The sequence below is a fragment of the Alcaligenes sp. Me129 genome, from assembly GCF_050487245.1.
GTDB lineage: Bacteria > Pseudomonadota > Gammaproteobacteria > Burkholderiales > Burkholderiaceae_B > Alcaligenes > Alcaligenes phenolicus.
Map to the genome: position 1 here is coordinate 16161 of NZ_JBKQGX010000002.1, position 13248 is coordinate 29408.

Sequence of the window (13248 nt, forward strand, 5' to 3'; positions counted from 1 at the left end):
ACCGTCAACCGCATGGCGCTTTTCAAGGGGTAATGGTCAGCTCTTTGATCGTGCCTTTGGAGGCACCGCGATAGGCCGTCACTTCAATTTCTACCCTGTACTCGGGTGAGCCCAGAGGAGGGCTGGTCATGGTGAGGGTTGGATTGATTCCACGCATTTTTTCACCATATACCTGCATGATGGTGTCCACATCCTCAGGAAACTGGATGAAGACGCGAGCAGCAACAATATCTGCCAGACAGGCGTCGACTGAGGCCAGTGCGGTTTCGATATTGCTCAGTACTTGCAGTGTTTGTTCGCGCAAGTCGGTGGGAATCAGCTTGGTACGGGGATTGCGTCCGGCGGTGTTGGACATGAAGATCAGATTGTCGACGGCAACCAAACGCGAGTAGCTGCCCAACTCTTCAAATTTGGAGCCCGTTTTGACTTTGACGATAGAGGTCATGTTTATGTCCTGAAAGAGGCGGTGATGAAAGCGCCACACAAGGTGGTAGGGGCTGCTTGTGTGGCCACATGGGATTAACGCAGAACGGGTTCGTCCCAGAGATTGAGGCGGGTACCAATGCCTTGCTTGAGGGCATTGCGATACACCACTGTTCCCCAGGCCACGTCTTCAACCGGCATTCCGCCCACGGACATGATGATGATTTCTTCATCGTTTCGGCGGCCCGGTGCTTCTCCGGCCACGATCTGGCCCAGATCCTCCAGCTGGTCGCGGGACATGCGGCCTTCAGCGATCAGATCCATGAAGCGAATCCCTACTACAGGCACACTGGCATGGACGGGTTTGGGGTTCTCTTCGTACCAGGCGTCATAAAGACCGATATGGTCCAGAACCTTGCGAATTTCGGGGGACTCCATGCCCTGATCGATGTTGCCTAGCGCGGGCATGGCCAGAAAGGTGCCGGGGCGAACCCAGGCGCGCTTCACAGTGGGATAGGTGGAGGGGTCCCCAACCGCTCCCGAACCACAGAAGGTCACGATGTCACTGTCCCGAACCACAGCTTCATCGGTCTCTACAACCTGGACCGTGGTGATCTGTGGGAAGGTTTCCGCGAGCCAGGCCAGGAAAGCGTTCAGGTTTTTCTGGCCGCGTCCTTTGACCTTGACGGTGTCAATCTGCGGGCACACGGCCATAAAGGCAGACAGGGAGGTGCGAGCCATGACACCGGGGCCCAGGATGCCGACCACCTTGGAGTCCTTGCGTGCCAGATGACGCGCACCGACACCTGGAATGGCTCCTGTGCGATAAGCGGATAACAGGTTGGCAGACATAAATGCCAATGGTGCTCCGGTGTCCGCGTCATTGAGCACAAACATCAGGATGGAGCGTGGCAGCCCCTTTTCCCGGTTTTCTATATTGGAGCCGTACCATTTCATCCCCGCCGTACGGAAACGTCCGCCCAAATAGGCGGGCATGGCCATAAAGCGCCGGTCAGGGGTCGGTTTTGGCATGTCGGGGAAGGGGGAGTTCTCCGGAAAGACAACAATGGACCCGTGCGAGTTGTTGTTGGCTCCTGCCATTCGGTAGTCGTTATGGTGCAGCAGGCTGAACATCTCCTCCATCGTATCTACGCAACTGGCCATATCGGTCACGCCAGCACGAACCATGTCCTGTTCGGACAGATAGATAAAGTCGATCTTCGTCGAGGTGCTCATGTCTCATATCCTTGTAGTGCGTTATTTGCAATGACATGGTGCCCCAGCGACGAAGGTGGGGAAATTGCAAAGCGGGATAGAGAATTTGCAGAATAGGCCAGCTCGCATTGAGACTGATCTGGCGGGTAAAAAATAAGGGCAGGGGTAAATACCGATATTGCAAGTGGCTGATTTTATAAGTTATATATAGCGTAAAACTTCTTGTTAATTGAAGCTTGAAGATTTAAGCCAGCATAAAAAAAGAGATATTACGGATTGGCTTGATACCGGTGGATAGGTAGAAGCAGGAAACAAAAAGGGGGGGAAGATGAACCAGGGTCTTGACGGGTCGGTGGGTGTGGCTTGCGGCCTGGACTCGGTCTGTCCAAATGCCGTTAATCCGACTGAGGATAGGCAGGCCACAATACGAACCTTGTATCTGAGTGCTTTGGTTGACGCTTTGTCAGAGCATGGGCATCAGGTAGATACGCTATTGCGTGAATACGGTTTTTATCGAAATCAGACGGCAACCCCTTACGAGCGGGTCCCTTTGCATCGCTATGTGTCCTTGCTCGAGCATGCCGCCAGGAAGTTTGATCGGCCTTATCTGGGATTGGAGATGGGGGCGAAGTTTGGCCTGGAAGAAATGGGTCCATTTCATGCCTTGTTTGTGGCAGCGGGGAGTTTGCGCGCTACGCTGGATTCGTTTGGCATGTTTCAAGGCCATTGGCAAACCAGAACATCCCTGGATGTGACAGCTCAGGCTGAGACCACCACGCTTAGTTACCGGATTCAGAATCGGGCCATTTGGCCGCGCAGCCAGGATGCCGAGTTTACGATGGCAGGGATGGCCTTGATGCTCAAGCAACTGGCGACACCAGGCTGGAAGCCGATTGAAGTTCATTTTGAACATTCGATTGTGGGGCGAGAGCAGACCTTGGAGCGGTTTTTCCGAGCTCCTGTCTTTGGCAACCAGGTTGCCAATCAGCTGGTGATGCGCAACAGCGACTTGGATCGGCAGTTTTCCCGTGCCAGCGGGTTTCAGGATACCCGGCTCAAGTCTGTGCTGGAGTGTCATTTGCTGGACCTGATGGGACCAGAGATTACGGTGGCGAAAGCTGTGACAGAGCAAGTAGAGGAAGCGATTGCCCGGCGTTTGGGGCGTGCGCCGGTAGATTGCGATTCCATTGCTTTGGTTCTGGAGATGTCGGCTCGATCTTTGCGTCGACGCTTGATGGAAGAGGGGGCATCTTTTCGTAGCGTATTGCAGACCGTTCGCCAGGAGCGAGCACAAGCCATGTTGCAGTCTGCTGATCTGCCTTTGTCCGTCGTTGCCGAGCAGCTCGGTTATTCGGATACCGCGACTTTTTCGCGCGCCTTCAAAGAGTGGACGCGGGCTTCCCCGCGTCGTTTCTCCAGGCGGCAAAGCTGAGGCTGGTGTTTTTTATCCCTTTTCAGCTCCCCCTTTGATGCTTGCTTGGCTCAAACAGCAAACCCAGGTTGCGGTACGCTGTTTTGCACCGTGATGGCTTTCAGTTCCGAGTACATGCTCAAGGTTTCACGGCAGTATTCGCGTCCTAGGCCGCTTTCCTTCATGTCACCAAAGGGCGAGCCGCTCGTCAGGTTGAAGTATCGGTTGATCCAGACGTAGCTCTGGATACAAGCCGGGCCCCAATTCGTTGGATGGTCTATGAGTGCCTTCAAACCGTTAAGGCTCGTCCCTGAAAACAGCGCGCAGGCTGTATGACTGGGGCTGGTTTCTACCTGAGCTCACGAACCTTGCAACGAGTCTTTCCTAGCTCGTCCTCTCGGCAAGAGGTAGCCGCGGTACCGTCGGCATCAAAATAAATCCCCATATTTTCTTTCTTGTTATTGGGTGGGCCGAAGCGATTGGCCGGGTTTCTGTTCTGCTCAAGCTGGGGCAGGCGGTTGCGCTCCAGTTGCTGTTCTCGTGCCGCTTGGCGTGCCTTTTCCTCATTGTTCATCGCCTTCTGGAAGTTTCTGCTGAACTCCGAGTCCTTGGCCGGATCTTTGGGTGTGGCTGCCGAGGGATTCGCTTCGCGTGGCATGACGGAGGTCGAGCGCAGCTTTTTAAGATCTTCAGTCGTGACGGAAAAGTCCGGAGAAGCCGCATGGCTGGCAACGGCGAGGAAACTGAGCAAGCCAACTGCAATAGGGTTCAGATATTTGCGCATCAGAATTTACTCGACCTGGATGAGGTTTGATTATCTATCGTTTGATAAACCTTGCATGGCTTTTTCGTCTGCATTCTATACAGAGGATTGATACGAGCACAAACGGAAACAGGGCGAGCCAGGTGCCTGTGGCTTAGCCAGATAGCACCAAGCCTTGCAAGAGGCGATTGAACAGAATAATGTCACGAACGCACGCGGTCAGACGTTTAATGTGGTTTTCTGACATGGGCTTGGGAAAACGCATTTAGCGTTGCCGCGACGTAATATGTGCTGTGTATCCAGATAACACCTTAGGGAGGAGAGAAAATGAGCGGGCAAAAACAAGATCACAGTGCGTTTTTTTCAGTACGAACAGCCGCCATATCGCTAGTGTTTTGTATGGGAGGTGCAGCGGCTAACGCGGCGCCAGTGACGTTTTCTCATAAAGACTGGGATCTACGTTGCGATAACACGTTAACCTGCCGCGCCGCCGGTTATGCGGCTGATGGTGAGGAGCTGGGTTCAACGGTGTTATTGACGCGTAAAGCGGGCAGTGGAGAGCCGGTGGCAAATAGAGTCATGCTTGCACACTACGACGATCCCGAGTGGCCAAAAGACGCATTGCCAGAACTTGTTATTGCGGGCCGTAAAGCCGGTTCACTGAGTGTCGCGGTGGACGAGTCTTGGCAAATGAGTGAGGCGCAGTTAGCCCAGTTTTTGGCAGCCTTGAAAAAAAACGCCGTAATTTCCTTTCGTGGGAATGGCAGCACTTATGCATTCTCGGGGGCAGGCTCAAGTGCCGTCTTGCTGAAAATGGATGACGTTCAAGGACGTGTCAATACGCCAGGGGCTATTCTGCGTAAAGGGAAGGGCAGCGAGGCTACGGTCAAGGCACCTATTGCTACGCCAGTTATCAACCGTGCCCCGGTAGTGGATAAAAGCCTGCGCCCCATGACAGCGCAAGAGGACGCCTTGATAAGGCCTGTGCTGTTGAAGGTACTTGCCGCTGATGAGGAACAATCCTGTAGTGCTGACATGCTGTCCGAGCCATGGGAAATTGCACGATTGAATCAGCAGTTCTCCCTGGTTAGCGCGCCTTGCTGGTTAGCCGCTTACAACGGTGGGGCAGCCTATTTTGTGATCAATAACAATATGCAGTCTGCTCCGGTGTTAGTAAGTACCAGCGCCACTGATTACGATAATGGAATGATCTCGTCCAGCATGAAGGGGCGGGGCCTGGGCGATTGCTGGAGTTACGAGGCATCGGTCTGGGATGGAACCGACTTTGTTGAAAGTGAACGCGGCGACACCGGGCGCTGTGCTCTGATTCGCGCTGGGGGCGCCTGGAATATTCCGGAGCATGTCAGCCAAGTGGTCGGGCCGTGAGGTTATAAAAAAGCTACCGACGTGGCCTTGGAGTACTGATCCCCCCGGCTTTCGAGCCTGGGGGTTTATTTTTTTTTGTTCTCAGCTCGGCAATGGTGTGTGGGTGAGCGGAGAAACCTAACGGTTTCTGGGCTGGCTTGCTATGGCCGCTGCATGTTTGGCATTGCTTGCCATATGCCTATTTGCATGAGGCCAGTCGTGGGGCTTTTTGGGGCCGTCTATGTGGAATAGCTGAAAGCGGGCGATTAATTGCTTCGGATGTCAGGAAGCTAAACCATTGATTCGATTAAATTATTGATTATTTTATTTCAATGGTTTTAGATTAGCTGGTGCCGATGAAAGGAATCGAACCCTCGACCTTCTCATTACGAATGAGCTGCTCTACCGACTGAGCTACATCGGCTAACCTAAGACGATAAGTATATCCTGTTTTTTTCGGGTTTGTAAATTCTGCGCACGCATTTGGGCTGCGGCGTGCTATGTTGGTCGTTTTCAGCCTGTGAAGGGGACGATGATGCTGGGGATCAAGATCAGTTTGGTGGTAGCGGCTTTCTTGCCTTGGTTGGCGGCGATTTGTGCCAAAGCCGGTGGGGCGGGCTTTACGAATCATGAGCCTCGTCCGTGGCTGGCCAGCCTGTCGGGCTGGCGTGGTCGGGCCAATGCGGCGCAGGCCAATGCGTTTGAGGCCTTACCGTTCTTTTACGCGGCTGTCTTGTTGGCCTTGTGGTCGGGGGCGGACGCCTTGCGCGTGCAAAACCTGATGATTTCCTGGATTGTGCTGCGCGTGCTGTATTTGCTGATGTACATAATGGACAAGGCCACCTTGCGTTCGCTGGTGTGGTTCCTGGCCTTGGCCGTCAATATCTGGATTGTGTTCCTGCCCGTGCTGCGGACTTGATGAAATGAAGAAGGGCCTGTTCTGTGCTTTTGATCAAGCATGGAACAGGCCCTGGGATTGCTTGCTTGGACTATTGGCAGGCCAGCCGCAAAGCTGGCCTGTTTTTATTTGCCGTTGCTTTCTTGCTCTTCCGCTTCCACGCGGGCGCTGACGGCCGAAGGGAACAGGTCCCAGCAGGCAATGAACATGGCGGCGATCAGCGGGCCAATCACAAAGCCGTTCAGGCCGAAAATCGACAAGCCGCCCAGGGTGGAGATCAGGATCACGTAGTCCGGGATCTTGGTGTCTTTACCCACCAGCAGGGGGCGCAGCAGGTTGTCTACCAGGCCGATTACCAAAATACCAAAGGCGGTCAGGATGATGCCGGGAACGTAGTGGCCCGAGACAAAGAAGTAGATGGCAACCGGAGCCCAGATCAGCGAGGCGCCCACGGCAGGCAGCAAGGACAGCACGGCCATCAGCACACCCCAGAACAGTGCGCCTTGAATGTCCAGGAACCAGAACATGACCCCGCCCAGCGCACCTTGGGTGGCTGCCACAGCGATATTGCCTTTGACGGTAGCGCGTACCACAGTGGTGAATTTGCGGAACAGATGGGTTTTCTGGCCCTCGCTCAGAGGGATCAACTGGCGGTAATGACGACCCAGCTCCACGCCATCGCGCAGCAGGAAGAACAGCATGTACAGCATGATGCCCAGGCTGACCAGGAACTGGAAGGTGTTCTGGCCAACGTTCAGGGCTTGTTTCGTCAGGAACTGGCCGCCTTGCACGGCAAACTCAGAGAACTTCTCTTGCAGGGATGCAAAGTCATGCAGACCAAAACGAGCGGCAAAATCTGTCACGCTAGGGGGCAGGGCATTCAGTATTTTTTGCAGGTAGGCGCCCGGATTGAGCTGACCGCTATTCATCAAATCGTACAAAGAGGCGATTTGTTGAACCAGGGAAATGGAAATCAGGATGACCGGAATAATGACGATCAAAATGATGACCAGCAAACTGATCAGGGCAGATAGAGACCGCCGGCCTTTGGTTTTAGCCAGCAGTTTGCGTTGCAAAGGGGTAAACAAGATAGCCAGAACGGCACCCCAGAATACGGCCCCATAAAAGGGAAGAAGTATCCAGACAAAGGCAGCGGATACGGCGGCCAGCAAAAGCAAAAAGGTATGGAATTGTAGATTTGGCCGGGTGGACATGGAGTTTTTCCATTAGCGTGAATTTGAGCCGATTGTAAGGGGGAATCCTTACTATGAGCGTGAATCTTGGTATCTGTTTATTGGGTTTCTGTGGGCTTTAAAACACGCTTGTTTTGCATATTCTTGTCATATGAGTTTTGCGCGGCAGGAGAGCCCCAAAAGCTGCTTTAAGTATGAAGGGTAAGCTGGGGCGCCTGCTTGCGGGTAGCGGCGCCAGCCGGGTTGATGCATGGGCTTGGGGCTTATTGCTCCGGTTGGCGAGCCAGCTGCAAGTAATAGCTGCTGCGCCAGACATGCTGGCTGCTGCGTTCGAACCAGCGATGGGTGTCTGTGATGCGCAAGGTGCGTGAGACATCATCATGGCTTTGTGGCGCGGCTAGAAGCTGACTGCGAACGGCGCTTAACAAATCAGCCAGGGCCTGGGCTCTGGCTTGTACTTGCTCCAGCCAATCACCAGGGGCTTGTCCGTGCAGGCCTTGCTGCGCCAGGGTATTTAGCTCTGTGGCCAGGGTTTGGGCTTGCTGGTAACGATTGTCCTGCAGGTCCGTGCTGGGCGGATGTTGCAGCCGGCTGCGCAGGCGCTGCATGTGGTCAATGGTGTGCAAGAGCGCGCTGATACGGGCGGCAACGGCGGGATCATCGGCAGCGCTGGGGATGCGTAATACAAATTCGTAGGCTTGATCCAGGACTGTCTCGATTTGCTGCAGGTCGGCAGTGGCGGTGCTGGGGCGACTCATGTTCAGACTGTGCTGATACAGGTTCAGCAGGCGCTGGGCCAACTCTTCCAGGGTGCGTTGTGTGGTTTCCAGGGCCAGGGCCGGTACTTGCAGCAAGCTGTCGTCCAGATGGTGCTGGGGGCGGGCAGCCCGGTCGGGTACCAGGCCTTGTACCCAGCGAGCAAACTGCTGGGTAAAGGGCAGGCACAAGGCAGCCCCCAGGCCGATGAACAGGCTGTGAAAGGCCGCCAGTCCCAATGCACCGGGAGGAACGTTGATGTAGGAGCCTGTGGTGTACATGGCTTTCAGGAACAAGGGCAGGATCAGCAGCCCCAATAGACCGGCAATAACGTTGAACAGAATGTAGGCAATGGCCGTGCGTTTGGCGTAAATGGTGCCACCGATCGCAACCAGCACGCCGGTCAGGGTGGTGCCTATGGAGGCACCCACGACAATGGCGGCGGCCTGGTCAAAGCTGACGGCACCGGCATCCAATGCGGTCAAGGTCATGGCGATTGCGGCGGTCGAGGATTGCAGCACGGCGGTTAGAGCCAGGCCAGTCAGCATGATCAACAAGTGTGCGCCATAGCCTCCTGTCGGCATATGGGCCAGGCTGAAGCTGGCTGCCAGCCCTTGCATGCCGTCTTGCAGCATGCCCAATCCAAGAAACAGAGTGCCAAAGCCTGCCAGTGCCCGACCCAGCTCTTTATAGCGACCGGGGGCGAGCAGTTTGAGCAGGGCACCCAAGCCGATCAACGGCAGGGTGTAAAAGCCCAGATTCACTTTCAGCCCCAGACCAGAGATGATCCAGCCGGTGGCGGTATTGCCCAGACTGGCACCGATGACTACGCCTATGGCTTGTGTAAAGGAGATCAGGCCCGCACTGACAAAACCAATCAGTGTGACGGTGGTGGCGGTAGAGGATTGGGCCAGTGCGGTAATCAGGGCGCCGGAAACAAAGGCCTTGATGGGCCTGCCGGTAAACGCCAGCAGGATCTGCTTGAGAGAGCCACCCGCAAAAGCCACCAGTCCTTCGGACAGCAGCATCATGCCAATCAGGAAAAGGCCAAGCCCCCCTAAAAAGGGGAAAAGAGTATCAAGCATAAAAGAGTGCAAGCAGCGAAATAATCGGCAGGTTCCGGCGCGACAGACCGGGATAGAAATCAGGATGCTGCATTATCGCCAGTTACGCAGCCTATGGAGTGAAATGCTTCAGTGGTGCAAACTGGACGTTTCTGGAAGCGTATGTTGCAAACACAGCGGTCATTCTCTTTTTTGTGTATAAGAGCGCTTGGGCTTCTATTGCAAAAGAGAGGGCAATGTGGATTTTCGTAAAAGTGTGAAGCTGGCTGCAGGGACCATGCTGCTGGGTGGTGTGGTTGCTGGCCAGGCACAGGCGGTGCAGATGTGGCATTCCGATACGGTCTTTGCGAATCAGGGAATGTGCGCTGCGAACTTTACTTTTGATTCCCAAATGGAGCCGGTGCAGCAACTGAGGGTTCATATTCAGGTGCTAAGCAAGAAGAACAATAAGCTGGTGGCCGAGGATGTGATCGAGGTGGACGATTTTGGAAGTTCCAGTGCCGATCGCTATGCCACTGGTTATTGGTATAACGAAATCGCTTGCGATCAGAATTTGCGGGTGGTGGTGACGGGGGCGACTGCAGTGATGAATGGCGAGCGTGTTGATTTGTTGGCCAAGGATCTGCTGGAAGTGGAGAACTTCGTGCCGTATGAGATCAGCATTACACCCGCAGGAGCCAAGTAAGCGATTCTGGATAGTGACCTTGCAGACAAGGCCTCTTGAGCAATCAAGAGGCTTTTTTCATGAGGCCAGACGTAGAAAAGCCCAGCTACTTGCGTAGCTGGGCTTTTGTATTTTTGGCTCCCCGACCAGGGCTCGAACCTGGGACCTGCGGATTAACAGTCCGTCGCTCTACCGACTGAGCTATCGGGGACCAGCAAAGAAAATAATTATAGGGTAGGGCTATCGAGATTGTAAAGAGGTATTTTTTGAGAAATTTATTTTCATATACGCAAAACCGGATACGGCCTTGGCAATAGGCGTAAATCCTGATTTTTTCATTGGGAACATACCGTCTGGTCAATAAGGCTCATGAGCCCGCTTTGTAGCAAATGGTTGCAAGCCTTTTGTTTATTGGCTTTGCGACCGTTTATCCCATTTTTTGCTGAATTCTCTGTAGGTGAAGAACTAGGGAAAATGCGTATGAAACCCAGTAAACACGCTGGATTCGGTTTATTGACACCAATATTGTTTATGTCTGCAATATAAATGCTTGCAGTATATGTGCCTCAACTATCAAGCCCCTTTCATCCCTGTTTCAGGGCTGATCTGTTGAGCAGTTTTGCTTCAAGAAATAGGAGGGGGTGCAGGGGATTGGCGTCGGGAAATCAGCTTTTCAGGCGGTGGGACCCAGCACTTGATCAAGAGCCGGACAACGATAAGAAATCCGGCATTCAGACGTTTACAGAGAACAGAGAACATGAAAAAAACTATCTTGGCAGCCATGTTGATGCCTGTGTTGGCGGTTCCCGCATACGCCGCATCGAACGTGACCTTGTACGGCGTGGTGGATACAGGCCTGGGCTACGAGCAGTGGAAAGGGAGCGACCTGAAAGGCGGCGCAGAAAAACAAAGCCGTTTTGGTCTGTACGACCAGGGCTGGATGGGTAACCGCTGGGGCCTGATGGGCAGTGAAGATCTGGGTGGCGGTCTGAAAGCCAACTTCATGCTGGAAAGCGGCTTTGATCTGAGCGATGGCAAGATGCGCCAGAATCGCTTGTTTGGTCGTCAAGCCACCTTGGGCCTGAGCGGCGAATCCTGGGGTCGTGTGGATCTGGGTCGTCAAACCACTGTGACTTCCCTGTACGTTGCCGGTGTAGCCAGTCCCTTTGGTGGCAACGGCTACCAGTACGGCGTGGGTGCTGCATTTGATGCGGCTAACACGGTTCGTTATGACAATATGGTCGCCTACCAGAGCCCCGAGTTCTCCGGCTTCCAGTTCGGTGCTGGCTATTCTTTCAACACCAACGGCGCACAAAAGTGGGATCGTAGCGGTTTGACTGGCAATGCCATCAACAGCGACGACGCTAACGTGAAAGCCTTTAGCGTGGCCATGCGTTACACCAATGGTCCTTTGAAAGCGGCCTTGAGCTTTGACCAGGCCCGTTATGGTTCGGCTCGTGAGCAAGGCGGCAACCTGGTTGCGGCTGAAAGCGGCAATGTCAGCGCCTGGAACCTGGCTGCCAGCTACAAATTCAGCTTTGCTACCTTGCACGCTGCTTTTGGACAGAGCCGTAATGGTTACATCGGTGGCTCGCTGCAAACCGAACAGTTTGGTCCTGGCCTGCATAAAGACCTGAAGGTCAATTCCTACGCGCTGGGCGTGACAGTTCCTGCAGGCAAGGCCGGCTCGGTTCTGGCTTCCTGGACCATGGCTGATCCACGCTCGACTCCACGCAGTACTGATGATGCCAAGACCCAGCACGTATTTAGCGCTGGCTACCTGCACAACCTGTCCAAGCGCACCAATCTGTACGCGATTGGCTCCTACGCTCGCAATATCGGCTACTACAGCGATCTGAAGAGCACGGTTGCCACGGTCGGTATCACGCACCGTTTCTGATCTTTCTGACTGATTCTGCCAGCTCCGGGTCGACGTAGTGCGTTAGCAGCGGCGGCATCGTCCCGGGCAGGGGCTAGGTCAGGGGAAAAGAGCCACAGCGGGGCTGCATCAACATGCAGTCCCGCTGTCTTTTGGCTGAAGGATTTTGTTTGTCCAAATGTTAATGGCGTCGCTGCGTCGTTATCGGACAGACGCGTTTTGCAGGGACAAAAAAAATCAGCCCAAAGCAAATGCTATGGGCTGATTTCAATGGTTTTCTTGGCTCCCCGACCAGGGCTCGAACCTGGGACCTGCGGATTAACAGTCCGTCGCTCTACCGACTGAGCTATCGGGGACCAGAGAAAAAGAATATAGCATGTATTTTGCGAAATGTGCAAGTTTTCATGGAGGGGCAGCACAAAAGTTTTGGCATGTTGGTGCTGTTCTCACGGGCGGGCAGGCTAAGTCCTTGTCTTTATTGGGGAGTTGGCTCGACATCGTGTCATTCGCGATATTCGGTTTTGGAGACTCGTGCACTCTAGTGGGCCATTGGCTGCAATATTGGCAGGGTCAACGTGGCCGCTGCCAGAAGCAAAGAGTAGAATCGACGGCTTGTTGACTCTTTTTTTCGCTGGGGCCAGCAGCTCTTGTGCTGACGGTGTCGCCCTGCAAAGTGATGAATTCCCATGCAAGCTAGTCAAAGCTCCAGTGCACAGCGCAGTTCCTTTTTAATTGGACTGGCCCTGTCGGGGGGCGGCTCTATTCTTTTTTCCGCCAAAGCGGTGGTTGCCAAGCTGACCTACCAATACGATGCCAACGCCTTGACCGTTATTGGCTTTCGAATGCTCTTGTCGCTGCCTTTCTTTCTGGCTATTGCCCTTTGGCAAGTGAAGAAAGTACGGCAGGGTAAGCTGGCCGCACTGACTGGTCGTCAGAAGCTGGAGCTGGTGGTGCTGGGCTTTCTGGGCTATTACCTGGCCAGTTTGCTGGACTTTATCGGCCTTGAATATATTTCGGCAGGGCTGGAGCGGCTGATTCTGTTTTTGTCGCCTACCTTTGTGCTGATGTTCTCCGCCATCTTTCTGAAACGACGCATTCTGCCCAAACAATGGCTGGCTCTGGCGCTGGCCTATTTAGGGGTAGGGCTGGTCTTTGTGCAGGACTTGAGCCTGACCGGCGATGATGTGCTGCTGGGTGCGCTTTGCGTGTTGGGTTCAGCCATTTCCTATGCCATCTACCTGATTGGTTCGGGCGAGCTGCTCAAGGCCATTGGTTCTACACGGCTGGTGGCTTATGCCATGTCCTTCTCGGCGGTCTACACCCTGATTCACTTTTTTGCCGTGCTGGGCTGGCAGGGGCTGGTGCAGCCTGCGCCGGTCTATGGCCTGTCCATGATTCACGCCGTCTGCAATACGGTTTTGCCGACCTTTATGACTATGTGGGCGGTGGAGCGAATAGGCGCGCCCATGAGTGCTCAAATGGGGCTGATTGGCCCAGTTTCGGTTCTGTTTCTGGCGAACTGGTTTCTGGGGGAACCGATTACGCTCATGCAATTACTGGGTACGGCCTTTGTACTTAGCGGTGCGATGGTCTTGAGCCGCCGCTAAGTCCCGGCAC

At 54.2% G+C, this 13248-nt stretch carries 12 protein-coding genes and 3 tRNA genes; 6 read left to right on the forward strand and 9 right to left on the reverse strand.

From position 1 onward, the window contains the following. Positions 1 to 22: 22 nt before the first annotated feature. Complete coding sequence (locus ACLPGZ_RS02070; protein WP_042487671.1) at positions 23 to 445, reverse strand: Rid family hydrolase; 423 nt, start codon at positions 443 to 445, stop codon at positions 23 to 25. 74 nt (positions 446 to 519) lie between these two features. Beyond that, positions 520 to 1659, reverse strand: coding sequence for a tyramine oxidase subunit B (locus tag ACLPGZ_RS02075; protein ID WP_239055272.1), 1140 nt, complete (start codon positions 1657 to 1659; stop codon positions 520 to 522). A 307-nt stretch (positions 1660 to 1966) separates the two neighbouring features. Between ACLPGZ_RS02075 and ACLPGZ_RS02080 the strand changes: the two genes are divergently transcribed. Next, complete coding sequence (locus ACLPGZ_RS02080) at positions 1967 to 3070, forward strand: AraC family transcriptional regulator (protein ID WP_239055273.1); 1104 nt, start codon at positions 1967 to 1969, stop codon at positions 3068 to 3070. Between the two features lie 50 nt (positions 3071 to 3120). Here ACLPGZ_RS02080 and ACLPGZ_RS02085 read toward each other — a convergent pair whose 3' ends face one another. Both ACLPGZ_RS02085 and ACLPGZ_RS02090 read right to left on the reverse strand, forming a co-directional pair. Next, positions 3121 to 3342 carry an aldehyde dehydrogenase family protein gene (locus tag ACLPGZ_RS02085; protein WP_239055274.1) on the reverse strand — a complete coding sequence of 74 codons (222 nt, stop codon included), beginning with the start codon at positions 3340 to 3342 and terminating at the stop codon, positions 3121 to 3123. 56 nt (positions 3343 to 3398) lie between these two features. Beyond that, the gene (locus ACLPGZ_RS02090) at positions 3399 to 3833 is read right to left on the reverse strand and encodes a hypothetical protein (RefSeq protein WP_239055275.1); all 435 of its coding nucleotides are present in this window, start codon (positions 3831 to 3833) and stop codon (positions 3399 to 3401) included. Positions 3834 to 4139: 306 nt separating this feature from the next. Here ACLPGZ_RS02090 and ACLPGZ_RS02095 point away from each other — a divergent pair, with 306 nt between their 5' ends. Next, positions 4140 to 5198 (forward strand): DUF1176 domain-containing protein, encoded by a 1059-nt coding sequence (locus tag ACLPGZ_RS02095; protein WP_429640969.1) that lies wholly within the window; start codon positions 4140 to 4142, stop codon positions 5196 to 5198. 327 nt (positions 5199 to 5525) lie between these two features. Here the strand turns inward: ACLPGZ_RS02095 and ACLPGZ_RS02100 are convergent. Then, a tRNA-Thr gene (locus tag ACLPGZ_RS02100) sits at positions 5526 to 5601 on the reverse strand. 111 nt (positions 5602 to 5712) lie between these two features. On the opposite strand from ACLPGZ_RS02100, the gene ACLPGZ_RS02105 reads away from it, so the two are divergent. Beyond that, entirely contained in the window at positions 5713 to 6096 is a 384-nt protein-coding gene (locus ACLPGZ_RS02105; RefSeq protein WP_021446846.1) for an MAPEG family protein, read from the forward strand. A gap of 104 nt (positions 6097 to 6200) precedes the next feature. Here the strand turns inward: ACLPGZ_RS02105 and ACLPGZ_RS02110 are convergent, their stop codons facing one another. Both ACLPGZ_RS02110 and ACLPGZ_RS02115 read right to left on the reverse strand, forming a co-directional pair. Continuing rightward, positions 6201 to 7289, reverse strand: a complete 1089-nt coding sequence (locus ACLPGZ_RS02110) for an AI-2E family transporter (protein ID WP_035268966.1) — start codon at positions 7287 to 7289, stop codon at positions 6201 to 6203. A gap of 242 nt (positions 7290 to 7531) precedes the next feature. Then, positions 7532 to 9109, reverse strand: coding sequence for a Na/Pi cotransporter family protein (locus ACLPGZ_RS02115; protein WP_239055277.1), 1578 nt, complete (start codon positions 9107 to 9109; stop codon positions 7532 to 7534). Between the two features lie 217 nt (positions 9110 to 9326). Here ACLPGZ_RS02115 and ACLPGZ_RS02120 point away from each other — a divergent pair, with 217 nt between their 5' ends. Beyond that, a complete protein-coding gene (locus tag ACLPGZ_RS02120) occupies positions 9327 to 9773 on the forward strand; it encodes an IrmA family protein (RefSeq protein WP_115634889.1) in 447 nt (148 codons plus the stop codon). Between the two features lie 114 nt (positions 9774 to 9887). Here ACLPGZ_RS02120 and ACLPGZ_RS02125 read toward each other — a convergent pair. Next, a tRNA-Asn gene (locus ACLPGZ_RS02125) sits at positions 9888 to 9963 on the reverse strand. 546 nt (positions 9964 to 10509) lie between these two features. On the opposite strand from ACLPGZ_RS02125, the gene ACLPGZ_RS02130 reads away from it, so the two are divergent. Continuing rightward, complete coding sequence (locus ACLPGZ_RS02130; RefSeq protein WP_083053900.1) at positions 10510 to 11652, forward strand: porin; 1143 nt, start codon at positions 10510 to 10512, stop codon at positions 11650 to 11652. 259 nt (positions 11653 to 11911) lie between these two features. On the opposite strand, the gene ACLPGZ_RS02135 is transcribed toward ACLPGZ_RS02130, so the two are convergent. After that, positions 11912 to 11987, reverse strand: a tRNA-Asn gene (locus ACLPGZ_RS02135). A gap of 330 nt (positions 11988 to 12317) precedes the next feature. On the opposite strand from ACLPGZ_RS02135, the gene ACLPGZ_RS02140 reads away from it, so the two are divergent. Continuing rightward, positions 12318 to 13238: a DMT family transporter gene (locus ACLPGZ_RS02140; protein ID WP_239055278.1), complete on the forward strand. Its 921-nt coding sequence runs from the start codon at positions 12318 to 12320 to the stop codon at positions 13236 to 13238. Positions 13239 to 13248 lie beyond the last annotated feature (10 nt).